The 24774-nt window shown below is 47.1% G+C and carries 23 protein-coding genes; all 23 read left to right on the top strand.

Translation table 11 applies throughout. The annotated features are described in order from the left end of the window. Window positions 1-2: 2 nt before the first annotated feature. The 23 genes from rbfA to AC1TPC_RS03525 all read left to right on the top strand — a co-directional run bounded on the left by rbfA (window position 3) and on the right by AC1TPC_RS03525 (window position 24624). On the top strand, window positions 3-359 hold the full coding sequence (gene rbfA / locus AC1TPC_RS03635; protein WP_482065506.1) for a 30S ribosome-binding factor RbfA: 357 nt from the start codon (window positions 3-5) through the stop codon (window positions 357-359). Then, complete coding sequence (locus AC1TPC_RS03630) at window positions 356-1345, top strand: DHH family phosphoesterase (RefSeq protein ID WP_482065505.1); 990 nt, start codon at window positions 356-358, stop codon at window positions 1343-1345. Before rbfA ends, AC1TPC_RS03630 begins: the two co-directional genes overlap by 4 nt. Before the next feature lie 3 nt (window positions 1346-1348). Beyond that, complete coding sequence (truB, locus tag AC1TPC_RS03625) at window positions 1349-2263, top strand: tRNA pseudouridine(55) synthase TruB (RefSeq protein ID WP_482065504.1); 915 nt, start codon at window positions 1349-1351, stop codon at window positions 2261-2263. A gap of 44 nt (window positions 2264-2307) precedes the next feature. Next, window positions 2308-3255 (top strand): bifunctional riboflavin kinase/FAD synthetase, encoded by a 948-nt coding sequence (locus AC1TPC_RS03620; RefSeq protein ID WP_482065503.1) that lies wholly within the window; start codon window positions 2308-2310, stop codon window positions 3253-3255. A 211-nt stretch (window positions 3256-3466) separates the two neighbouring features. Then, window positions 3467-3736, top strand: coding sequence for a 30S ribosomal protein S15 (gene rpsO / locus AC1TPC_RS03615; protein WP_053375765.1), 270 nt, complete (start codon window positions 3467-3469; stop codon window positions 3734-3736). Window positions 3737-3887: 151 nt separating this feature from the next. Next, window positions 3888-5987, top strand: a complete 2100-nt coding sequence (gene pnp / locus AC1TPC_RS03610) for a polyribonucleotide nucleotidyltransferase (protein ID WP_482065502.1) — start codon at window positions 3888-3890, stop codon at window positions 5985-5987. A 221-nt stretch (window positions 5988-6208) separates the two neighbouring features. Next, complete coding sequence (locus tag AC1TPC_RS03605) at window positions 6209-7207, top strand: polysaccharide deacetylase family protein (RefSeq protein WP_482065501.1); 999 nt, start codon at window positions 6209-6211, stop codon at window positions 7205-7207. Window positions 7208-7332: 125 nt separating this feature from the next. Continuing rightward, window positions 7333-8601, top strand: a complete 1269-nt coding sequence (locus AC1TPC_RS03600; protein ID WP_482065500.1) for a M16 family metallopeptidase — start codon at window positions 7333-7335, stop codon at window positions 8599-8601. After that, window positions 8582-9025: a dUTP diphosphatase gene (gene dut / locus AC1TPC_RS03595; protein WP_482065499.1), complete on the top strand. Its 444-nt coding sequence runs from the start codon at window positions 8582-8584 to the stop codon at window positions 9023-9025. Before AC1TPC_RS03600 ends, dut begins: the two co-directional genes overlap by 20 nt. 130 nt (window positions 9026-9155) lie before the next feature. Continuing rightward, entirely contained in the window at window positions 9156-10055 is a 900-nt protein-coding gene (dpsA, locus tag AC1TPC_RS03590; protein ID WP_482065498.1) for a dipicolinate synthase subunit DpsA, read from the top strand. Continuing rightward, window positions 10052-10639, top strand: a complete 588-nt coding sequence (locus AC1TPC_RS03585) for a dipicolinate synthase subunit B (protein WP_482065497.1) — start codon at window positions 10052-10054, stop codon at window positions 10637-10639. Before dpsA ends, AC1TPC_RS03585 begins: the two co-directional genes overlap by 4 nt. Window positions 10640-10670: 31 nt before the next feature. Beyond that, window positions 10671-11717, top strand: a complete 1047-nt coding sequence (locus tag AC1TPC_RS03580; protein WP_482065496.1) for an aspartate-semialdehyde dehydrogenase — start codon at window positions 10671-10673, stop codon at window positions 11715-11717. A gap of 47 nt (window positions 11718-11764) precedes the next feature. After that, window positions 11765-12979 carry an aspartate kinase gene (gene dapG, locus AC1TPC_RS03575; RefSeq protein WP_482065495.1) on the top strand — a complete coding sequence of 405 codons (1215 nt, stop codon included), beginning with the start codon at window positions 11765-11767 and terminating at the stop codon, window positions 12977-12979. Window positions 12980-13006: 27 nt separating this feature from the next. Further along, window positions 13007-13882 (top strand): 4-hydroxy-tetrahydrodipicolinate synthase, encoded by an 876-nt coding sequence (dapA, locus tag AC1TPC_RS03570; protein WP_482065494.1) that lies wholly within the window; start codon window positions 13007-13009, stop codon window positions 13880-13882. Window positions 13883-14323: 441 nt separating this feature from the next. Then, a complete protein-coding gene (locus AC1TPC_RS03565; RefSeq protein ID WP_482065493.1) occupies window positions 14324-16003 on the top strand; it encodes a ribonuclease J in 1680 nt (559 codons plus the stop codon). Window positions 16004-16193: 190 nt separating this feature from the next. Further along, complete coding sequence (locus AC1TPC_RS03560) at window positions 16194-16943, top strand: ClpP family protease (protein ID WP_482065492.1); 750 nt, start codon at window positions 16194-16196, stop codon at window positions 16941-16943. Continuing rightward, window positions 16943-17155: a YlzJ-like family protein gene (locus AC1TPC_RS03555; RefSeq protein ID WP_482065491.1), complete on the top strand. Its 213-nt coding sequence runs from the start codon at window positions 16943-16945 to the stop codon at window positions 17153-17155. Before AC1TPC_RS03560 ends, AC1TPC_RS03555 begins: the two co-directional genes overlap by 1 nt. 80 nt (window positions 17156-17235) lie before the next feature. Continuing rightward, the gene (locus AC1TPC_RS03550) at window positions 17236-19899 is read left to right on the top strand and encodes an FtsK/SpoIIIE family DNA translocase (protein ID WP_482065490.1); all 2664 of its coding nucleotides are present in this window, start codon (window positions 17236-17238) and stop codon (window positions 19897-19899) included. Window positions 19900-20017: 118 nt separating this feature from the next. Continuing rightward, window positions 20018-20806 (top strand): spore cortex-lytic enzyme, encoded by a 789-nt coding sequence (sleB, locus tag AC1TPC_RS03545; protein ID WP_482065489.1) that lies wholly within the window; start codon window positions 20018-20020, stop codon window positions 20804-20806. 147 nt (window positions 20807-20953) lie between these two features. Then, a complete protein-coding gene (gene yfmF, locus AC1TPC_RS03540; protein WP_482065488.1) occupies window positions 20954-22228 on the top strand; it encodes an EF-P 5-aminopentanol modification-associated protein YfmF in 1275 nt (424 codons plus the stop codon). A 3-nt stretch (window positions 22229-22231) separates the two neighbouring features. After that, window positions 22232-23518 (top strand): EF-P 5-aminopentanol modification-associated protein YfmH, encoded by a 1287-nt coding sequence (gene yfmH / locus AC1TPC_RS03535; RefSeq protein ID WP_482065487.1) that lies wholly within the window; start codon window positions 22232-22234, stop codon window positions 23516-23518. Beyond that, window positions 23515-24261 carry an elongation factor P 5-aminopentanone reductase gene (gene ymfI / locus AC1TPC_RS03530; protein WP_482065486.1) on the top strand — a complete coding sequence of 249 codons (747 nt, stop codon included), beginning with the start codon at window positions 23515-23517 and terminating at the stop codon, window positions 24259-24261. The genes yfmH and ymfI overlap by 4 nt, the downstream gene beginning before the upstream one ends. Before the next feature lie 111 nt (window positions 24262-24372). Continuing rightward, window positions 24373-24624: a DUF3243 domain-containing protein gene (locus AC1TPC_RS03525; RefSeq protein ID WP_169083022.1), complete on the top strand. Its 252-nt coding sequence runs from the start codon at window positions 24373-24375 to the stop codon at window positions 24622-24624. The last annotated feature ends 150 nt before the right edge of the window (window positions 24625-24774 follow it).

Here is a 24774-nt window from a genome sequence, read left to right as displayed (position 1 = left end):
GCATGGCAAAAATCCGCGTAGGACGGGTAGGCGAGCAGATTAAAAAAGAGCTCAGCCAAATTATACAAACAGAGCTTAAAGATCCTAGAATAGGTTTCATCACCGTAACCGGCGTTGAAACGTCGAGCGATCTGTCACAAGCTAAGGTGTATCTAAGCGTGCTTGGAAGTGAAGAACAGAAGGAAGCTACGCTTAAGGCTCTTGGAAGCGGAACGGGCTTTATCCGTACGGAGCTAGGCAAGCGTATGCGACTTCGTCACACGCCAGTGCTGCTGTTCAAGTTCGATAGCAGTATCGAATACGGCAGCCGCATTGAATCTTTGCTTGAGAACATCAACAGCGGGAATGCAAGTCAATGATGGCACAAGACAGCTATTTGAAGCAGTTGGATGCTGCGTTGGCATTCATCAAGGATTCCGATCACTTTCTGGTCGTGTCGCATGTACAGCCTGACGGTGATGCAATAAGCTCTACTGTTGTCGTCGGCTGGCTGCTTCAGGAGCTTGGTAAATCGGCTATTTTGATCAATGAAAGCGAATTGCCGTCGAGACTTAGCTATTTGCATCAATTTGATTCGATTGTAAACTATAAGCTGGCTGTACCACAGCAAAAGTTCGATGCCATTATTTCGGTCGATTGCGCTGATTTCAAACGAATCGGGGAGGTTGCGAGCAGCTTTGCGCCAGACGCAAAGCTGCTCAATATCGACCACCATCCGACCAACAACGGATTTGGTTCTGTAAATGTCATTCGTGCTGAAGCTGCTGCAACAGTCGAGATCTTGTATGATCTAATCGAAAGAGCAGAAATTTCGTTTGATCTGAATTGCGCAACAGCTATCTATACCGGTCTTTTGACCGATACAGGTGGCTTTCGTTATTCCAATACAAGTCCGCGTGTCATGGAAATTGCCTCGCATTTGCTTGCATTAGGCGTGTCAGGCAACGAGCTTGCAGATCATTTGCTTGAAAAAATGACGATGGCTAAGCTTAAGCTTCTCCAAATCGCGTTAAACCGGCTCACTTTTTCAGATAATTTGGAAATTGGCTGGGTCTTTATTGGAAAAGACGATTTGCAAATGACAGGCGCGGTACCCGAGGATATTGAAGGTATCGTAAATTATGCTCTTAATGTTGACGGGGTTGAGGTCGGCATATTATTTAAAGAAGCAGACGACGGGTCAGTTAAAGCAAGTCTGCGTTCGGCGGGCAAAGCCAATGTAGCTGCAATCGCGCAAGATTTTGGCGGCGGCGGTCATGTAAGGGCAGCCGGCTGTCGGCTTGAGGGTTCATTATCAGAGTCGATTAACGAGCTGGTGGAAGCAGTCAGAAAGGCGTTGGTTTAATCGATGGACGGCATTTTGGCAGTTTGGAAGCCTGAAGGCTGGACTTCTCACGACGTGGTTGCAAAGGTTCGCCGCATTCTAAAGATGAAGCGGATTGGACATGCAGGTACGCTCGATCCTATGGTGACAGGTGTATTGCCTTTATGTTTAGGGCGTGCTACTAGAGTGGTTGAATATGTTCAAGAGCGACCTAAGTCTTATGAAGCCGTATTGCAGCTTGGTATTGCGACGGATACGGAAGACCTAACCGGTACGGTCATTGAGCAGCAATCATCTGTAGCTGTTACAGAAGAAGAGATTCGTGAAGCATTAAGTCGTTTTACAGGCGAAATTGAACAGGTTCCGCCTATGTATTCCGCTGTAAAAGTGGATGGCAAACGGCTTTATGAGCTGGCAAGAGAAGGTAAAACGGTTGAGCGTAAATCGAGAAAAGTAACGATTCATCAAATGGATCTCATTGACGCGCAGCTTGAGCTCGATCAGCCTAAAATTACGTTTTCTGTCGTTTGTTCAAAAGGTACATACATTCGTACTTTATGCGTGGATATTGGCAAAGCGCTCGGCGTTCCAGCGACGATGGCCCACTTGACGAGAACGATGTCAGGCGGCATTACGAAAGAAAGCTGCTTGACGTTAGAGCAAATCGAGGAGCTGGAGAATGCGGGCGAATTAAGTGAGCATTTAATTGCTGCTGACGAAGCTATTACACATTTGGAGAGCGCGATTGTTCCTGAGGCAATAGGCAAGCTTGCGCTTTTGGGACAGAAGATTAATCTTTCCCATGCGTGTAATCGAGATGCAACCTATATAGATGAACAGCTTATTCGTCTTTATAACGATAATAACTCGTTTCTTGGCATTTTTCAGATCGATCTGGGTGCTGCTGTTTTCAGACCAGTCAAGGTGTTTTCAGCTTAAATTATCGATGTAGAAAGTTAACAGGAAATGCAGGTGCTTCAGCGTTGGAAATTATTCCATTAAGTTTTCCTTTAAACGGTTTGTCCACGTTATCGCTGGACAAACCGCTTTCCATAGCAATCGGTCATTTTGATGGTGTTCATCGCGGACACCAAAACGTCATTCGTCAAGCGGTGCTTGAGGCGAAAGAGGCCGAAATGCTGTCAGCGGTTTTGACCTTCGATCCCCATCCGAAGGAAGTGCTCGGACAAGGTAATCAATATTATCGTTGTCTTACGCCTCTTGAGCATAAGACCGCTTTATTTGCAGAGCTCGGAGTCGATCTCGTATTCATTATGCGATTTGATCCCGAATTCGCATCTGTTACTCCTGAACGCTTCGTGAATGAGGTATTGCGAACACTTCGCGCCAAGCAGGTAGTTGTTGGCTTCGATTTTAATTTCGGCCATAAGGGCTTAGGCAATACGGAAGCTTTGAAGCAGCTAGGGCAACCCGATATTGCTGTTCATGTCATTGAGCCATTATTCGAGAATGGAATTAAAGTTAGCAGCACCTATATACGTGAAGCGCTCGAGCAGGGGAATACGGAATTGGCTGAGCATTTGCTAGGTCGGCCTTATGAAGTTAAAGGCATCATCGTGCATGGGGATAAGAGAGGCCGCACAATCGGCTTCCCGACGGCTAATCTTCATATCACCGCTCCATATATTGCGCCTAGATTAGGCGTCTATGCGATAACGGCTTGGCTTGGAGAGAAAGCTTACCCTGGCGTCTTGAATTATGGCTTAAAGCCAACCTTTAACCAGAAAGAGCCGCAGCCTGTAATGGAAGCTCACTTGTTTGATTTCAATGGCGATATTTACGGGGAACAATTGCGTCTGCAATTTCTTTCGTTTATTCGCTCGGAGAAAAAATTCAATTCCATCGATGAGCTGGTCAACCAAATCGGTGCGGATGCGCTTCAAGCTAAAGCAATACTCGGATGCAACTAATGCGGACGGTTGTTTTGAGCTGTAGCTGCGCGTTGTGCAGCAACGAGGAGATACACCTCGACAAGCATCTATTTTATATGTTATACTATACAACGTTGTGAGTAGACATACATTTCGTATGTCATTCTCTAAACTTAACCTTAGCTTGGGTGTCCGATCTCACCGACGGCAGCGAGGCTAATGGCGATTATCAAGAAGGAGGTGAATTAGGATGGCAATTACACAAGTACGTAAAAACGAACTGATTGAGACGCATAAGACACATGCGACTGATACCGGTTCTCCGGAGGTTCAAGTGGCTATCCTGACTGAAAACATCGTTAACTTGACTCAACATTTGCGGGAGCACAAGAAAGATCATCATTCCCGTCGTGGTTTGCTCAAGATGGTAGGTCAGCGCCGTAAGCTGCTTGCATACCTTAAGAACAATGATGTTAGACGTTACAGCGCATTGATCGAAAAACTCGGCCTTCGCCGTTAAAACATGCGTAATGAGAAGCAACCTGGTTGTCCAGCCGTCCGGGAATACCGGATGTGCGGATTCGGGTTGCTTTTTGTAATAGGAGAACACTGGGGAAAAACCTGTATAATACAGTGAAATAGACTATAAAATAACTTTTAGGAGGGATTAGATGGTACAACGAATTGAGATGATGGTAGGCGGAAGACCGCTATCCATTGAAACAGGCCGCCTTGCTAAGCAAGCGAATGCTGCAGTAACCGTGCAATATGGCGATACTGTTGTATTGTGTACGGTAACAGCATCCGCAGGTCCGAAGGACTTGGATTTCTTCCCGCTTACGGTTAACTATGAAGAGCGTTTGTATGCCGTTGGTAAAATTCCAGGCGGATTCATTAAACGTGAAGGCCGTCCAAGCGAGAAGGCGATTTTGTCCAGCCGTCTTACGGACAGGCCTATTCGTCCGTTGTTCCCGGAAGGGTTCCGGAACGACGTTCAAGTGATGAACATCGTAATGAGTGTGGATCAAGATTGCCCTCCAGAAATTGCGGCTATGATCGGTACATCTGCTGCTCTATCGATTTCCGACGTTCCATTTGACGGCCCAATCGGCGGCGTGAGCGTTGGCCGGGTAAATGGTCAATTCGTCATTAATCCAACAGTTGAGCAAGAGCAGCTAACAGATCTGTTTGTTGTTGTAGCAGGCACGAAGGATGCTATCATGATGGTTGAAGCCGAAGCGAATGAGGTATCGGAAGACGTTATGCTTGAGGCAATCATGCTTGGACATGATGAAATCAAGAACATCGTTACCAAGATCGAAGAGCTGCAAGCCATTGCCGGCAAGCCGAAAATGGAAGTTAAGCTACATACCGTTAATGAACAAGTAAATGCTGATGTTCGCGCTTATGCTTCAGCGGATCTCGTAGAAGCGATTAAAGTAGAAGAGAAGCATGCTCGTCAGGATGCAATTGACGCTGTTAACAGCGCAGCGGTTGCACATTTTGAAGAGCAATATATCGATACACCAGGGTTGCTTTCCGATGTGAAGGAAGTTCTTTACGATATCGTCAAGGAAGAAGTTCGCCGCCTTATTTCTCATGACAAGGTTCGTCCTGACGGTCGTTCGCTTGAAGAAATTCGTCCGATTGATTGTGACGTAGCGCTTCTGCCGCGTACGCATGGTTCGGGCTTGTTCACTCGTGGACAAACGCAAGCGCTAAGCATTTGTACGCTTGGAGCGATGGGTGACGTTCAAATTTTGGACGGCATTTCACCTGAGGAAACAAAACGCTTTATGCATCATTACAATTTCCCGCCATTCAGCGTTGGTGAGGCTCGTCCTCTTCGTCCGCCAGGTCGCCGCGAAATTGGTCATGGTGCACTTGGTGAGCGCGCGCTTTCCAAAGTTATTCCGTCTGAAGCAGATTTCCCATATACAATTCGTCTTGTTTCTGAAGTGTTGGAATCAAACGGTTCATCGTCACAAGCCAGTATTTGCGCAAGCACGCTCGCTATGATGGATGCAGGCGTACCGATCAAAGCTCCTGTAGCTGGTATCGCAATGGGTCTCATCAAGGACGGCGACCATTTCGCAATCCTGTCTGATATTCAAGGTATGGAAGATCATCTTGGAGATATGGACTTTAAGGTTGCTGGTACAGCTGAAGGCGTTACTGCCATTCAAATGGACATCAAAATTGCCGGCATCAACCGCGCGATTTTGCAGCAAGCTCTTGAACAAGCGCGTCAAGGACGGGTTTTCATCCTAGGAAAAATGCTTGAAAGCCTGCCGACTACTCGGACAAGCTTATCGAAATATGCGCCGAAAATTTTGACGCTTCGCATTAACCCGGACAAAATCCGCGACGTTATTGGCGCAGGCGGTAAAATTATTAACAAAATCATCGAGGAAACAGGCGTTAAAATCGATATCGAGCAAGACGGAATGGTATTCATCGCTTCCTCTAACGAAGAGATGAACCAGAAGGCAAAATCGATTATCGAAGGCATTGTGAAGGAAGTTGTTGTTGGCGAAATTTACGTGGGTACAGTTAAACGCGTAGAGAAATTCGGAGCTTTCGTTGAGATCTTGCCGAACAAGGATGGACTTGTCCATATTTCGCAGCTGTCGACTGAGCGTGTTGCCAAAACCGAGGATGTCGTGAACATTGGCGACCAAATCAAAGTTAAAGTAACCGAGATTGACCAACAAGGCCGAATCAACTTGTCAGCTAAAATTCTGATGACGCCGGAAGTTTCATCGCAGTAAGTTTCACTTAGGCAACAATAGAAGATACAGGCAACAATAGAAGATACTGAAGAAAAGAGCCAGATTTGATCTGTCTCTTTTTGTTTTTCTATTCGTACAGATATCGCTGTCAATGTCTTCCTTCTGCATAATCTTGTCCCTCTTTTCATAAACATGGATTAACATGCTTCATTAAGGTCAAGCTTAGGAGGCATGTGATGCTGTTTATAGGAGTGGGAAATATGAAGGTGAGAAAAGCTGCCACGATTGCAGCGAGTATGCTCATGTTGATCGTTTTTGTGAGTATAAATAGTGACGTGTCTCAATATCTTGCCTCATTGAAATATGGCGATGCCATGGCTGCATCAACGGTGCTCGTATCTTCCACAGAGGACCGGCAAAGGCTGCTGACGATTATATCGGAAGAAGCAAATAAGCGTAGAATCGCGCCAGTCGATGCGAGGATTGACCGCGTATGGAAAGCCATCCCTGGATATAATGGGTTGGAGGTCGATATAGAGAAAACGCTGGACGCTGCATTGCTCGCACCTTCCGCAAATGCGATACCTTATGTCTACAAGGAAGTAGAGCCTAAGATTAAGCTAAACGATCTTGGACCTCACCCGATCTATAGAGGCAATTCGAAAAAAAAGATGGTATCATTCATGATAAATGTAGCTTGGGGCAACGAATACATAGATTCCATATTAAATACACTTAAACGAGAAAATGTGAAAGCAACCTTTTTTCTGGACGGCAGCTGGCTTAATAAAAATGCGGAGATAGCAAATCGAATTCAATCCGAAGGACATGAGATGTCCAATCATGCGTATACACATCCGGATATGAGTGCGTTAAGCAGGCAGGATCAATATAATCAAATTTCAAAAACCGAGGCGCTTCTGAAGTCAAAACTAAAAGTCAATAACAAATGGTTTGCTCCACCGTCAGGCTCCTTTAATCAAGCTACCGTTCAAATTGCTGAGGAGCAGGGGTTGAAAACAGTGCTTTGGACAATCGATACGGTTGATTGGCAAAAACCTCCGGCTGATTCGATCGTTCGTAAAATATCGTCGAAGCTGGAGCCTGGCGCTTTAATATTGATGCACCCTACTGCATCCTCGCGTGATGCCCTTGCAGGCATGATTGCATCTGCCAAGGCGAAGGGCTACGCAATCGGTACAGTTAGCGAGACGCTTTCATCCAAGCGTATGCCGCCTGCTGTTGAGGGAGCTGGCTGATTCTGCTATAGTAAAAACATTCATGTTCAAACACACATGCATACGAAGTCGGTTTAGTTCGGCCATCCATATAAAAAACGAGTACGTGGCTTGCTTTGCCGCTCTGAACATAAGGAGGACTATTAATGAATAAATACACCCTTAGCAATGGATTACGTGTTGTAGTTGAATACATTCCGACCGTAAGATCCGTATCGTTTGGGATTTGGGTCAAAACAGGCTCGCGCAACGAGACGCCTGAAAATAACGGCATTTCGCATTTCATCGAGCACATGCTCTTCAAAGGAACAGAAAAACGTACGTCGAAGGATATTGCAGATTTATTTGATGGCATTGGCGGCAATGTCAATGCGTTTACATCAAAGGAATATACTTGTTATTTCGCCAAGGTGCTTGATGAGCATTTGCCGCTTGCGGTTGATGCGCTATCGGATATGTTCTTCAACTCTCAGCTTGATCCAGAAGAGCTGGCGAAGGAAAAGAATGTCATACTCGAAGAGATTTCGATGTACGAGGATACGCCGGATGACAAGGTGCATGATGAAGCATCACGTGCCGCATTCGGTGATCATCCGTTGGCCTATTCGATTTTGGGGCTTGAGGAGCGCTTGACTGCGATGACTTCGGATACGCTTCGAGGGTATATGAATGACACCTACACGCTTGAGAATACCGTTATCAGCGTAGCTGGCAATGTTGAAGAGCAAGGATTGCTCGCTTTGCTCGAAAAATATTTTGGCGGCTTTACGAACAGCAAGCCTGCATCTGCTATCGTTGCTCCGCCTGCATTCCACGGTGAATATTTGTTTTATAAGAAGAAAACCGAACAAAATCATCTCTGTATCTCGTTTCCTGGATGTTCCATCACCGACTCTCATTTGTATGCGATGATTTTGCTTAATAATGCGCTGGGCGGTGGAATGAGCTCTAGACTTTTCCAAGAAATCAGAGAGAAGCGCGGTCTTGCTTATTCCGTCTATTCCTACCACACCTCCTATGCAGATACTGGCTTGTTCACGCTTTATGCAGGAACGGCACCGAAGCAAACCAAAGAAGTGCTTGATTTGACGATGGAGCAGCTTAACGAGCTATCGGTCAAAGGGCTTGGCGAGGATGAGCTGCATCGCGGAAAAGAGCAGTTGAAGGGAAGCCTGATCTTAAGCTTAGAGAGCACAAGCAGCAGGATGAACCGTTTAGGCAAAAACGAGCTGATGCTGGGCAAGCATTATACGCTCGATGAGCTATTAAAGCGTATTGATTCTGTAGATATGTCGCATGTAGTTGAAGTGACGAAGCGTATGCTGTCCGTACCTTTCTCCGTTGCGATGGTTGGTTCAAACGACAAAGCAGCCGTGCAATTGGGGAGGAATCAATTTGTACCAAGTACAGTTTAAACGATTAGAAGGCAATGAAGATATTGCGATTCCGCGTAAAATGTCCGAATGGGCAGCTGGCTTTGATCTGCAGGCAGCTGTAAGCGAGCCTGTCGTATTAGCGCCAGGGAAGCGTCAGCTTATCCCGACCGGATTTGCTATGGCCATGCCTGGTGAACTGGAAGCGCAAATTAGACCCCGGAGCGGTCTCGCATACAAGCATGGCATTACTTGCTTGAATTCGCCCGGAACGATTGATGCGGACTACCGCGGTGAGGTAAAGGTGCTTCTAATCAATTTAGGGCAAGAGCCATTTACTATTACAAGAGGCGAGCGAATCGCTCAAATGTTGTTCCAGCTAGTGCCCGCGGTTACAATTGTTGAAGCAGAAGAACTGCCTGACACGGTGCGAGGCGCAGGCGGGTTCGGCCATACAGGAGTATAACGAAATAACTGCATAACGTTATTAAAGTAAAAGATCGGGTCATTTGCCCGATCTTTTTTTCTTTTTCACCCCGCTCTGGGCGCAAGCATAAGATGATCTTGAGCTAGTAGCAAGAAAGGAGTGAAGCTTAATGCTAACAGGCGTTCGAGTGCTGTTGCTAGGCGGTGATGCAAGACAGCTTGAAGTCATACGCAAGCTGACAGAGCTTGATGCTATCGTCACTGTTTCCGGCTTTGACGGACTGCATTCGTCATTGGACGGTGCCGTGCAAGCGGAGTTCGAGGAACAGCTGTTCGAAGGAGTCGATGCGCTGCTGCTGCCTGCGGTAGGCACCGATGATCAAGGAATGATCCATGCCGTTTTCAGCGATCGACAAATGCAGTTGACCGATAGCCATTTGGCAAAGCTGCCAAAGCACTGTACGGTGTATACGGGGATGGCCAAACCCTATTTGCGCCAGCTATGCGAGCAGCATACACTATCGCTCATTGAGCTCTTTGACCGTGATGATGTCGCTATATACAACTCGATACCGACTGCGGAAGGCGCTCTGATGATGGCGATTCAGAATACGGATATTACGATTCATGGTTCGTCCTCCATGGTGCTCGGATTCGGTAGAACGGGCTTCACAATGGCGCGCACACTTCAAGGCTTAGGGTCGAAAGTGAAGGTTGGCGTACGGCGTTCGGAGCAATTCGCAAGGGCTTCAGAAATGGGGTTTGAGCCTTTCTACATCAGTGGTTTGCTGCATCATGTAAGCAATATTGACTTGCTTTTTAATACAATTCCGACTATGATAGTCACAGCGCAAATTATCGCAAATTTACCTTCGCGGGCCGTAATAATCGACCTCGCATCGAAGCCTGGCGGCACTGATTTCCGCTTTGCAGAGAAGCGGGGAATTAAAGCGATGCTCGCACCCGGACTACCCGGTATCGTCGCACCCAAAACAGCTGGACGTATCATGGCGGATTGCTTAACACAGTTGATTTTGGATGATACGATTAAGCGGGGGAATGGGATATGAATTGGTCTGGAATTACAGTAGGATATGCTTTATCTGGTTCACACTGCACGTTTGCTGAGGTTATGCCAGAAATTAAGCGGTTCGTCGATGCGGGTGCCAATGTGGTGCCGATCGTTTCTAATACGCTTATGACGACGGATACTCGATTCGGAAAATCCGAGGATTGGCAAGCACAGCTTAAGGCTATTACGGGAAATGAGCTAATTTCGACGATTGTGGAGGCTGAGCCGCTTGGGCCATCTAAGCTGCTTGACGTTCTTGTCATAGCGCCATGCACAGGCAACACAACGAGTCGATTGGCAAATGCGATAACAGACAGCGCGGTGCTTATGGCTGCCAAGGCGCAGATGCGCAATGGTCGTCCGCTAGTACTCGCTATTTCAACAAATGATGGACTTGGTTTAAATGCTGCTAACATAGCGAAGCTGCTAGTGGCTAAACATATTTATTTCGTGCCGTTCGGCCAAGATAACCCTGTGCAAAAGCCTAACTCGCTGGTTGCAAGAATGGATTTGGTCTTGGAAGCATGCGAAGCTGCCCTTCAGGGGAAACAGCTGCAGCCTCTGCTTGTCGAACGCCATTAATGACAGACGGAAAGAGGGGAGTCGACAGCAGATGTCGAATCAGAAATTGTTCAATGTTGCAGTAGTTGGCGCAACAGGCGCAGTAGGGGAACAAATACTAAAATTACTTGATTCTAGAAACTTCCCGATCAAAGAGCTTAAGCTCTTATCATCTGCTCGTTCAGCAGGCACAAAAATGACATTCAAAGGCCAAGAGCTGACGGTTGAGGAAGCAGCGCCGGATAGCTTCAAAGGCATCGAAATTGCGCTATTTAGTGCAGGCGGCGACGTTACAAAGGCGCTGGCACCGCATGCGGTTGAGCACGGGGCGATTTGTATCGATAATACGAACGCTTATCGAATGGATGAGAACACGCCGCTCGTAGTTCCAGAAGTGAACATCGAGAAGGTTAGCGAGCATAAGGGCATAATCGCTAATCCGAATTGTTCGACTATTCAGATGGTTGCAGCGCTAAAACCGCTGCAAGACCGTTATGGCATTTCCCGCATCATCGTTTCCACTTATCAAGCAGTATCTGGTGCAGGAAGCCGTGCAATAGATGAAATGCTGCGTCAAACGCAAGCAGCGCTGAACGGCGAAGCTGTAAGTCCAGCTATTCTTCCGGTTGGTGCATTGCCAGTCAAGCATCAAATCGCGTTTAATGCGATTCCGCAAATCGACAAATTCCAAGAGAATGGCTATACGCTCGAGGAAATGAAAATGGTTCGCGAAACGAAAAAAATTATGGGTGACGAATCCATTCAGGTTACAGCTACTTGCGTACGTATTCCTGTCGTTTACGGTCACTCGGAATCCCTATATGTTGAGCTTAAAAACGACTACGATTTGGAAGAGGTTAAGCAGCTGTTAGCAGACGCGCCAGGCATTACGCTCGTTGATGATCCTGCTAATCAGCAGTACCCTCTTGCGACTGAAGCAGCCGGCAAGCCGGATGTATTTGTCGGTCGCTTGAGACGTGATCTTGGCTCTGAACGCGGACTTAATATGTGGATCGTCTCAGACAACCTACTCAAAGGCGCAGCATGGAATGCTGTTCAAATCGCTGAATATATCGCTAACGGTTCATTTATTAAGTAAGGGTATTCGGCTGCTTCTTCCCGGGATCGATCACGGAGGATAAACTTATGCGCATCCTGATTCAAAAATTCGGGGGCACCTCTCTTTCAAATGATCACGCCAGGGAACACGTTATCCATCACATTAGCAGAGAACGCAGTAATGGCTTCGCTATTGTCGTTGTTGTTTCGGCTATGGGTCGCAAGGGTGATCCTTATGCTACGGATACGCTGCTGCAGCTTATTCGTGACAATGGCGACAGACTGCCGGCGCGCGAGCGGGATATGCTGTTAGGCTGCGGGGAAATTATATCCGCAGCCGCTTTATGCAGCTTACTCATTACACGCGGCATTCCTTCCGTCGTTTTAACCGGCGGACAGGCGGGCATGATTACTGACGAACAATATGGGCATGCCCGAATTAAAGAGATTCGTCCAGATAAGGTACTCAGTCACTTGCATGAAGGTACTGTCGTCATTGTAACAGGCTTTCAAGGAAGCACGGCGCAGGGCGACACGACAACGCTCGGCCGCGGTGGAAGCGATACTTCTGCAACTGCACTCGGTGCAGCGCTGCGTGCCGAAATGGTTGATATCTATACAGACGTGAATGGAATATTGACGGCAGATCCGCGCATTGTCGAGGAGGCAAAGCCGCTCCCTGTCGTAAGCTATGCTGAAATATGCAATATGGCAAGGCAAGGAGCAAAGGTGATTCATCCGCGCGCGGTTGAGATAGCGCAGCAAGCTCGCATACCGCTCCGAGTGAGATCCACCTTTTCCAATGAGACGGGGACGCTTGTAACCGATTCGGCCGAGCTGAAGGCAGATCTGTCTGTTAAGGATCGTCATGTAACAGGAATTGCCCATGTTTCCGGCATTACACAAATTTCGGTCAAGGCGATTGATGGCCGGAATGATGTGCAGCTTCAAGTATTTCAATCGATGGCTAAACATCACATTAGCGTCGATTTTATTAATGTTACGCCTAGCGGTGCAATTTATACTGTATTTGATCATGATGCCAAGCGTGCTGTTGATGTGTTGAAAGAGAGTGGATTCGCTCCTTCAGCGATTAAGGGCTGTGCGAAGGTATCCGTAATTGGCGGAGGGATGAATGGAGAGCCTGGCGTTATGGCGCGTATCGTGGAAGCGCTGACGGAACGAGGAATTACCATCATGCAATCGGCTGATTCCAATACAACGATTTGGGTGCTCGTACGTGAAGCGGATATGGCGGAAGCGCTTCGTTCTCTCCACGCGAAGTTCGAGCTTCATCGATAGAGAGCAATACTTTTGGGAGGAATTCAGATGGAATTTGGCAGATTAATTACAGCAATGGTAACCCCATTCGATGCGGATGGTCATATTGATTGGCATACGACAGGCCGATTGATTGATTATTTAATTGAGGAGCAGCAAAGCGATAGTCTTGTCGTTTCTGGCACTACTGGCGAATCGCCTACGCTGTCCGATGAAGAGAAGCTGGAGTTGTTCCGATTTGCGGTCAAGCATGCGAATGGTCGTTGCAAGATTATTGCTGGTACAGGGAGCAACAACACAGCCCATTCCATCCATTTGACGAAAGAGGCAGAAGCTGCGGGTGTTGACGCCGTATTGCTTGTTGCTCCTTACTACAACCGTCCTAACCAAGAGGGACTTTATCAACATTTCAAGGCAATTGCGGAAGCAACCGCTCTGCCCATTATTTTGTATAACGTAGAAGGTCGCACAGGGGTGAACATATCCGCCGAAACGACGCTTCGCTTAGCGCAAATCGACAATATTATCGCTACCAAGGATTGCGCATCAACAGATCAATTGACTCAAATTATTAGCGGCGCGCCTGCTGATTTCAAAGTGTATACTGGTGATGACAGTGCAACCCTGCCTGCCTTGGCTATTGGCGGATACGGTATTATTAGCGTTGCAAGCCACATTGTCGGAAAAGAGATGAAAGCGTTGATTCAAGCTTACACCAGCGGCAACGTTCAAGAGGCTGCACGCATTAATGGACGTTTGCATCCTATTTTCAAAGGTCTATTCGCTTGTCCTCATCCTGTTCCAAATCCCGTTGCAGTAAAATATGCGCTCGGGTTAAAAGCATTTTCGGTAGGCGGAGTAAGGCTGCCGCTTGTTTCAGTGAGCGAGGCAGAAGCCGCATTCTTACGCAATTTGCTTGGATAAATAGACGTTATCGTTGATTGCAGCCGGTGCATCCAGCATCGGTTTTATTTTTTTGGGAAGCATATTGGAAAATAGCTTTATCGGGTTTCACTTGTATTCCAGCTTTTTCTTCATGTATAATGATTTCAAGTGACTGGGTGCGGCAAATATTTGGAAATGAACTTAACGTCAGAGCGGCATCTGACGATAACAGGGCATAGGTGAAAAAAGCTTTGGCATTTCAACACCAAATGGGACTGTACGGAGCTATTCTGCTTTTCCATATTCAGACCATACTTACGAAGCCTTTTTCGCTTCGCAATAATTTAATATTTCGAAGCCTTTATGCTTCGAAAAATTCACAAAAACGAAGATCACGAAGTCTTTGCGCTTCGCAAAAATTTATGAAAATGATTACGAAGCAATAGTTGCTTCGCAAAATTTTAAGGAGGAAAGATACACTTGTCTAAGAAGAACAACCAGGATAAACTGCTCATTTTTGCACTAGGCGGAGTTGGCGAAATCGGAAAAAATATGTACGTCATCCAGTATAACAATGACATAGTTGTTGTTGACTCGGGTTTGAAGTTTCCAGAAGAGGACATGCTCGGTATAGATATCGTTATTCCGGATATTTCATACTTAACGGAAAATCGCGATAAGGTTCGCGGAATTATTATTACCCATGGACATGAGGATCACATCGGCGGATTGCCATATGTGTTGAAAAGCTTAAACGTGCCTTTATATGCAACTAAACTAACACTCGGTCTTATTGAAGGTAAACTGAAGGAAGCTGGATTGCTAGGAGAAACGAAACGTATTCTCATCAATGCAGACAGCGAAATTCAGCTCGGCACCATTCGTGCTTCCTTCTTCAGAACGAACCACAGTATTCCTGATTCCGTAGGTGTCAGCCTGGATACTCCAGAAGGAACTGTCGTTCATACGGGTGACTTTAAATTCGATCATACACCGGTTAACGAGCAATTCGCTGATTTGCAGCGTATCGCCGAAATCGGAAAACGCGGCGTTTTGGCGTTATTGTCGGATAGTACAAATGCAGAACGTCCTGGATATACGCCGTCTGAAGCTCAGGTAGGCGACAATCTTGAAGATATTTTCCGGAAGTCGTCTCAGCGCGTAGTTGTCGCAACCTTCGCATCGAACGTACACCGGATTCAACAAATCATTAATGCTGCAATCGCTACAAAACGCAAAATTGCTGTTGTAGGCCGCAGTATGGTGAACGTAGTTGGCATCGCTTCCGATCTTGGTTACTTGAACATTCCGGAAGGCATGATCATCGAACCGGAGGAAGTTAACAAATTGGCTGCGGATCGCGTTGTCATTTTGTGTACAGGCAGTCAAGGCGAGCCGATGTCGGCACTTACTCGTATGGCGCGCTCCACGCACCGCAAGGTTGATATTTTGCCTGGCGATACCGTTATCATCGCTGCAACGCCAATTCCAGGCAATGAGAGATATGTAGGACGTACCGTAGATGAATTATTCCGCTTAGGCGCAAACGTTATTTACGGAAACGGTTCGGTATCGGGCGTTCACGTATCCGGTCACGGAAGCCAAGAAGAATTGAAGCTTATGCTTAACTTGATTAAGCCAAAATATTTTATTCCCATTCACGGTGAATACCGGATGCTTCGCCAGCATGCGAAGCTTGGTGAAGCGATCGGTATCGAACGCGAAAATATTTTCGTCATCGATAACGGCGACACTGTAGAGTTCCAGAATGGCGCAGGCCGTAAAGGCTCTAAAGTACAAGCCGGCAACGTATTGATCGATGGTTTGGGTGTTGGCGATGTTGGTAATATCGTACTTCGCGACCGCAAGCTGTTATCGCAAGATGGCATATTGGTCGTTGTTGTTACACTAAGCAAGCAGGATGGCACGATCTTGTCAGGTCCGGACATTATTTCTCGCGGATTCGTTTATGTTCGTGAATCCGAAGGTCTTTTGGATGAAGCAAATCGTATCGTTACATCAACGCTAACTCGCCTCATGAACGATAAAGTGAATGAGTGGGCTTCACTCAAAACGAATGTGAAGGATGCGCTTGGCCGCTTTTTGTACGAGCAAACTCGCCGTCGACCAATGATTTTGCCAATCATTATGGAAGTATAATGAAATAAATGAATGAAATAAATGAAATAAATGAATAAAGGAAGAGAATCGCTTGTCCATTCCGCAGTTGCCGCGGCGGACGCAAGTGATTCTTTTTTTTGCTTCATAGCGGTTCTTGACTGTATTTGTATAAATTCGGCGCCAGACCTCATACTATGACAAGCAATAATTCATTAGAGGGGGATTGTACATGAGCTCGCAATTTCAAATGGATTTATCAACAGAGCAGCAGGAACCAAATACGGATGAAAAAAGAAAAGGGAATGCAGTTGTCGACACGATCCAGCAGCTTGGCCAGACAGCAGTACCGGCGCTAACCGAGTCGAACATATTTTGCATGACCATCATTGGGCAGGTGGAGGGGCATCTTGTGCTGCCGCCGCAAAATAAAACGACCAAGTACGAGCATCTTATTCCGCAATTAGTAGCTGCTGAACAAAACCATAAAATTGAAGGCGTGTTTATCGTTTTGAATACGGTAGGCGGCGACGTGGAAGCGGGACTCGCGATAGCCGAAATGATCTCTTCCTTATCCAAGCCAACAGTAACGTTGGTACTCGGGGGAGGACACTCCATCGGCGTTCCGATTGCAGTAGCTGGCGATATGTCATTTATTGCAGAAACGGCGACGATGACGATCCATCCCATACGGTTGAACGGATTAGTTATCGGCGTTCCGCAAACGTTCGAATATTTGGATAAAATGCAGGAGCGTGTCGTCCGTTTTGTCACATCGCACTCCAATGTATCAGAGCACATTTTCAAAGAGCTGATGTTCAAAACAGGTGAGCTTACTCGGGATATTGGAACGACGGTTATTGGATCTGACGCAGTGAAGCATGGCTTAATTGATGCGGTTGGAGGCCTTGGAGAAGCGCTTAAGGAGCTAAATCGACGCATAGAGGCTTCTAAGCTTGGACGGGTAGAGGTGAACAGCTAATGACGATTTATACGAATATGCCGCTCGAATTAGTGCTGGAAGGACTTCATGACGAAGTGGAAAAGGTACAGGAGGTTTGGGCAAACGGGGTTAAGATGCAGGTTATGCCGGTTGCACCCGGAATGGGAAAAATCGTCCGTCTTATAGAATGCGGTCTGGACGATTATTTGAATCCGAATTTGATGCCAGGTACCATTGTCCATTACCATTAACAGCAAACGGATGTTCGTACGAATGTCTCATAGGAACATTTGCCCACCTATGGTATAATCTTTTACCAGAGGTGACGGATTTGGCAAAGAAAAAGAGACGAAAAAAAACAATTGGCACAAACTTAAAATACGAAGTATACGGCATATTGCTTATTACCATCTCCATCATTGCATTATCCGGTGAAGCGGCTGTCGGGCGCTCGTTATCCAAGCTATTTGGGCTTGTGCTCGGCAAGTTTTATTTTGTGCTTGCTTTAATTGGCATCGTTATTGGACTAACTGTCATGATTAAACGAGCTTGGCCAAAAGGCTGGACGAATAGACGTACGGGCTTATTTATTTTGGTGCTTGCTTTTACGCTGATGAGCTCGATTTCTGAAATCGAGCAAAAGCTCCCAACGACTGATCTAACTGGCACGATGATATTCAGGCAGCTTAGCAGCGATTTGCAGATATCCTTAATTAGTGTTCCAGCAGCTAATGATTTACCCATAAGAGATAAGGAAATAAGCGGCGGTTACATCGGTGCCATTCAATATTCGTTATTTTTCTCTTTGTTTGGCTACTACGGCGCAAAGCTGATCATGTTCGTCATGTTCGCCATTTCCATCATGCTGATGACAGGGAAGTCGTATGTGGAATTAGGCAGACTGATAAGCTCGCGGACTACTCGGATGTTCAAATTGCTAGGGGCAAAATGGGCGAAACGAGCAGCTAGGCGTGCATCTGCTGCAGCTGCCGCGAATGTAAACCAAGTGGATGCTGATGATGATGACATAATGGATGACGATCATGAAGGCTATGTCGTATCGCCTCCCAAAAAGAAAAGATCCTTGTTTTTCTCATGGAGACAAGAGAGGGATGCCGAGGAACAAAGCCAGGAGGAAGACGAGCAGAATGAGTGGGTATTCGAGCCGGGCAGCACTGAAGCGCGTACAAATGGCAAGCCTGCTTGGCAAAATGATCTCGAGCCGCCATGGGAGAAATCTGGCGAAGACTTACATTCAGACCCATTACATACCCAATCTGTTCAAGATCATGCTGTTCCTTGGGAATCTTCCGGGACTGGCATAATCATCGATCATGACCTGCCTGTACCGCCTAACGAGGAAGAATGGAACGAATCATGGCCTGTTCAAGCTCAATCCGATGTGTCTGATGTTTCCGATGAGAACGAGCTTGAGGATGATCCAGAGCTTCTTAATCCAGAATCGCTACCTAGCGACGACTCCGAGGCTTCGGAAGCATTGGTGATAGATGAAAGCGCAGCGCAGCCTTTGCCAAGACGTCCGATCGCCGAAGAAGAGGCTAGTACGTTGAAGCCGTATCTGCTGCCGCCGTTTTCGCTGCTTAACAAGCCTAATTTACTTGGGAAAAGCGCAGATGCTTCCGATATGTACGACTCGCGTCGCAAGCTGGAGGCAACGCTCGAAAGCTTTGGCGTTCGCGCGAAAGTGCTCGATGTCGTAAGAGGTCCCGCGGTAACGCGCTATGAGGTTCAGCCGGCTACTGGCGTTAAAGTGAGTCGAATTGTTGGACTCACGGATGATATCGCCCTTGCATTAGCAGCAAAGGATATCCGAATGGAAGCCCCGATTCCGGGAAAATCAGCGATCGGCATAGAAGTGCCGAATATGGAAGTATCCGTCGTTACGATGCGAGAGGTAATGGAGACAGCTACCTTCCAAAATGCCTCGTCAAAATTGTCTATCGCATTCGGCCGCGATATTTCCGGACAGACGATTGTGGGCAACTTAGCGAAAATGCCCCATCTGCTCGTAGCAGGTGCTACAGGTTCCGGTAAATCGGTTTGTATAAACGGTATTATTACAAGCATTTTGTACAAGGCTGCGCCTGATGAAGTTAAGTTTCTTATGATTGACCCGAAGATGGTTGAACTAAATGTATACAATGGCATTCCGCATTTGCTTGCTCCCGTAGTGACGAATCCTAAGCGGGCATCGCTCGCTCTAAAGAAGATCGTTGTCGAGATGGAAAGCCGCTACGAGCTGTTCTCCAAGTCTGCTACACGCAACATTGAAGGCTACAACACGCTGATGGCTGATAATCCGGCCGCCGTTCTCCCTTATATCGTCGTCATTGTGGACGAGCTTGCGGATCTCATGATGGTAGCCGCCAATGATGTGGAGGATTCAATCGCAAGGCTTGCCCAAATGGCACGTGCTGCGGGCATTCATCTCATTATTGCGACGCAGCGGCCGTCAGTGGATGTTATTACAGGCGTCATCAAAGCAAATATTCCGTCACGCATTGCGTTCGGCGTCTCTTCACAGGTCGATTCACGAACGATTCTCGACATGGTAGGGGCTGAGAAGCTGCTCGGCCGCGGGGACATGCTCTTCTTGCCAGTAGGTATGTCCAAGCCGATAAGGGTGCAAGGTGCTTTTCTGTCGGATCAGGAAGTGGAGACGCTCGTTAATTACGCGCGCGGCCAAGCTGAAGCGGAATATAAAGAAGATCTTGTACCTGAAGTCGAGGAAGAGTCGGCAGAGGGCAATGTGGCTGTTGATGAGCTTTACGATCAAGCGGTGCAAATTATTTTGGAAGCGAAGCAAGCTTCTGTTTCCTTGCTGCAGCGTCGCATGCGGGTCGGCTACACAAGAGCTGCAAGGCTTATCGACCAAATGGAGGCACGCTCTATAGTAGGACCATATGAAGGAAGCAAGCCTAGGGAAGTTCTGATTACGATGGACGAATTCCAAGCCGGCAGAGTCAGCTCATAATTTACGGCTGACTGAAGGTACAGGAGAAAATGCATAGAAGAGGGATGAATTTCTCATACTAAAGTTAGGTAACGCTACCTTAAGCGAACTAACTTGCAAGAGAAAGGCAGATCCCAACATGAGAAATCGTTTAATTTTGGTGACCTCGATTATCGTGCTGCTGCTGTTCGGCACCTTTTCTTTCATGCGCGATGTGCATAACGAAGCAAAGGAAACATTCAGCAACGCTACCTTAACGGTAGGCTCCTCTGGTCAGGACGTCTATGAATTGCAAGGACGGCTCAAGCATCTCGGTTATTTCAAAGGTGCAGTAGACGGAAAGTTTGGAGCAGCTACTAAAAACGCAGTAACATGGTTCCAGTGGAAGTTTGGACTCAAGTCGGATGGGGTTGTCGGAGCAAAAACAAAGCTAAAGCTTTGGGAAGCCTCAAAAACCTGGAAGCCGACAGCCAGCACTGGCGGATCTAGCGGATCCGGTGGATCTGGCGGCAAAGAAAACGCCAGCTCGACGGGTGACATAACGACAATCGGACAGTCCAATCGACTTGGCTTGACGGACAATGATTTGCAGATGATGGCGAATGCCGTTTACGGTGAAGCACGAGGCGAATCCTATGAGGGGCAAGTAGCCGTTGCAGCTGTTATTATTAACCGTCTGAAATCACAAAGCTTCCCAAACACGATCTATGGCGTCATCTTCCAGCCTGGCGCTTTCACGGCGGTTGCTGACGGACAAATTTGGCTTCAGCCAAATGCTAGGGCGAGGGATGCGGTTGAGGATGCGATTAATGGCTGGGACCCAACCGGCGGCTGCATCTACTATTTCAATCCGCATACTGCAACCTCCAAATGGATTTGGACTCGGACGCAGATCAAGACGATTGGAAAGCATATTTTCTGTATGTAACTATACGCTTATTACGAAAGGAAGCAGCCGTTACTGCCTAGCGCAGCAGTGGTTGCTTCTTCCATTTCCTATAGGTTAGAATGGTATAGTGATTTGTCAATTGGAATAGATTTACTCTATAACGCGCCGTTGAAAGGAGCAAACCGAGTGACCCAATTCGAAAGAGGGCAGCTGCAGCGAATTCGACTGCATGTGTTGCCTACAAAACGATTTAAAACGTTTGCCATTTCCTTATTTGCTGGACTTACACTTGATGAAGCAACGGTAACGCCGGTTGCCCTCATTCCGTTCGTACTAAGAAGAGGCACGGCTAATTTGCCTGAAACGATTGCTTTCCGCGAGAAGCTTGACGATTTATATGGAGCAGGCTTCGGTTTTGACGTATATAAAAGAGGCGATGCTCAAATCGTTCAATTCCGCATGGATGTGATCAACGATGAATTCGTTTCAGCGAACAACTCGCTCTTGGCAGAATCGCTGAAATTTTTAGGGGATGTGCTTACCGATCCGCTCATAGATAATAACGGCTTCCATCCAAAATATGTGGACGCAGAAAAAACGACGCTTAGAAAACGGCTAGAGGCAATCGTAAACGATAAAATACGATATGCGGCGGAGCGCTGCTTGGAAGAAATGTGCGCTGACGAGCCTTATCGTCTGCATCCGCTTGGCAAACGATCAGAAATAGATCCGATAACGCCTGCATCGTTGTATGAGCATTATGAGCAATGGCTGAATAACGCTGCGCTTGACTTGTATGTTGTTGGGGATACGTCGCTCGAAGAAGTAACTCGTCTCGTCAACAAAACATTCAAATTGAAGGATGGCACGCCTTCTGCTTATGCGGTGCCAAACGTCCAGCATGCGGTCAAAGAAGTGAAGAAGGTTACGGAACGCATGGAGGTAAGCCAAGGCAAGCTGAACTTGGGACTTCGCACCGGTGTAGGCTACAGCGATGACGCTTATCCGGCAGCTTTAATGTACAACGGCATTTTGGGAGGATACCCGCATTCGAAGCTTTTCTTGAACGTGCGAGAGAAGGAAAGCCTGGCGTATTATGCTGCATCAAGGCTTGATGGCCATAAAGGGCTTTGCACAATTCAATCAGGCATCGAATTCGCTAATTACGACCGTGCTGTCGCCATTATTCAGGAGCAGCTTGAAAGCATGAGGCAAGGCCAGCTTTCAGAGCTTGAGATGAGCCAGACGAAAGCGATGATTTCGAATCATCTCCGCGAGCTTCAGGATTCCGCCTATGAGATGATCGCCTACGACTTCAACAGCGTGCTGACCGGGAAAGAGCGAAGTGCAGAGCAGCTGCTTGAGCAGGTTCAGGCAGTTACCGCTGAGGATATCGTGAAGGTTGCGGAGCGCGTGCAGCTCGATACGATTTACTTTTTGCGTGATCGAAAGGAGGCATAACCTATGCAAACCCTTAGCTATCCAAACGTACAGGAAACGTTGTATCGCGAAGTGCTTGATAACGGACTTGAGGTTATCGTGCTGCCGAAGGAAGGCTTTAATAAAACATATGCGACATTCTCGACAAAGTATGGTTCAGTCGACAACCGCTTTTCGGTTGGCAATCAGCCTCCTGTGAAAGTACCTGACGGTATCGCGCATTTTCTTGAGCATAAAATGTTCGAGGAGCCAACGGGAGACATATTTGCTGTATTTGCATCGCAAGGAGCTTCAGCGAACGCGTTCACGAGCTTCGACAGAACGGTATATTTGTTCTCTGCTACGGAGCAGATAAACGCTAATTTAGAGACGTTAATCAACTTCGTTCAAAATCCTTATTTTACAGATGCCAACGTAGAGAAGGAAAAAGGAATTATCGAGCAGGAAATCAATATGTATCGTGACAATGCCGATTGGAGAGTTTATTTCGGGTTGATTGATGCGCTGTATCATGAGCATCCGGTTCATATCGATATCGCCGGAACGGTGGAGTCCATCAGGCAAATCGATAAGGAAACCCTTTACCGCTGCTACGAAACCTTTTATCATCCCTCCAATATGATATTGTTTGTCGTTGGCGGAGTGAAGGCGGAGGAAGTATTCCAGCTTGTGCGCGATAATCAGAATAGCAAATCTTTTGAGCCGCAGGGGCCGATCGAGCGATTTTTTGAGAAAGAGCCTGAAGCTGTCAAGATCCCACGCAAGGTGACGGAGCTTCCTGTTTCGCTGCCAAAATGCATGCTCGGAATCAAAGAAAAGCATACGGGGCTAACCGGCGAAGCGCTTCTGCGTCAAGAAGTGACGACCAAGCTGATGCTGGAAGCTCTAATTGGACCGAGCTCTACGCTCTATCAGCAGCTTTATGAGAATGATCTGATCTCGGACTCCTTCGGACACGAGTATAATTCAAGCACGGGCTACGCCTTCTCGGTTATCGGGGGTGACACGCCAAATCCGGATGAGCTGATTAAGCAAATTCGTTCAGCAGTTGAGGGTATTTTGGCAAAAGGCATTGAACCTACTGCGTTCGAGAGAGCCAAGCGCAAAAAAATCGGCGGATATTTACGCATGCTAAACTCCCCAGAAGCCATCGCCGGTGAATTTACGAGATATCGATTCCGTGACAGCGATATGTTCGATGTGCTTGATTTCTATGAAAAATGCACGCTTAACGATGTTAATGAGCGGCTTCGTGAGCATTTTGACTTCAATCAATCATCGGTATCGATTGTGGAACAGCCATCAAAATGAAGACGCTTCAGGAAATGACGGTGCTGATTACTGGGGGAGGCCGCGGCATCGGCGCAGCTATTGCCAAACGATTTGCAGCTGAGCGAGTCAATATCGTCATACATTATTTGCATTCTCATGAGACGGCTAACGAGACGGCACGAACTTGTATGGCGCTTGGCGCAAACGTATTAACGATCTCAGCGGATCTGCGTTCCAAGGAGCAGCTTGAGCGGATGCGGGAGAAGCTGGAGAGCCACAATATGCTTCCGGATATATTAGTCAACAACGGAGGCATTTCGCATTATGGCATGCTGATGGATGTGACCGAGGAAGATTGGGATGATGTGATGGCCGTCAACCTGAAGGGCATGTTTCTATGCTCGCAGTTGTTTATGCCGAATATGATTGCCCAGCGTTATGGCCGCATCATTAACGTTTCCTCCATTTGGGGGATGTCTGGAGCATCCTGCGAAGTGCTTTATTCAACAACAAAGGGCGGTATGAACGCGTTTACGAAGGCGCTGGCCAAGGAGCTGGCGCCGACGGGCATTACCGTTAATGCGGTTGCACCGGGAGCGGTTGATACCGAAATGATGGATAGCTTCAATGCGGAGGAGAAGGCTGCGATGCAGCAGGAAATTCCAGTCGGGCGATTTGGCTCTACGGAAGAAATTGCTTCGCTCGTGTATTTTCTGGCGCTGCCTGAATCATCGTATATTACGGGACAAGTAATTAGCCCAAACGGCGGCTGGCACACATAAGTTGAAGCTGTTCTTTTTTGGCGGACAAGCCCTTTTGCATAATTAGACGTGCTTTTACGCATGATAAGACTGTTGATGATTCTTTTCTATACCATTAGGAGGCGAAGAAACATGTCGACAGTCCTTTCTAACTTTGCAACATGGAAGCATTTTTTGGCAGACCGTGTATCACAAGCGAAAAAAATTGGGATGACGGAAGAAACGATCGTGTCCTTAGCTTATGAGATCGGCACTTTTCTTGAAGAAAAGGTTGATCCGAAAAATGAGGAAGAACGCGTATTGAAAGAGCTTTGGGATGCAGGCGATGAGTCTGAGCGCAAGACGCTAGCCTGCTTGATGGTCAAGCTCGTCCAAAAATCGTAGCCCATTTTTTTGCGATGGCGGCATTTCGTCAACAGAAGTAGCAGCAGAAGAGCCTCCCTTTAGGAGGCTTTTCTGCAATGTTTCTTTTTGGGTTGCAGGATTGTGACGAAAATTGTAGAATTATGTTTTATGACGGGCAGTTCAATCATT

The organism is Paenibacillus sp. Y280 (genome assembly GCF_056786335.1).
The sequence above is the reverse complement of the archived record's forward strand: the minus strand, read 5'-3'. Positions and strand labels throughout refer to the sequence as shown.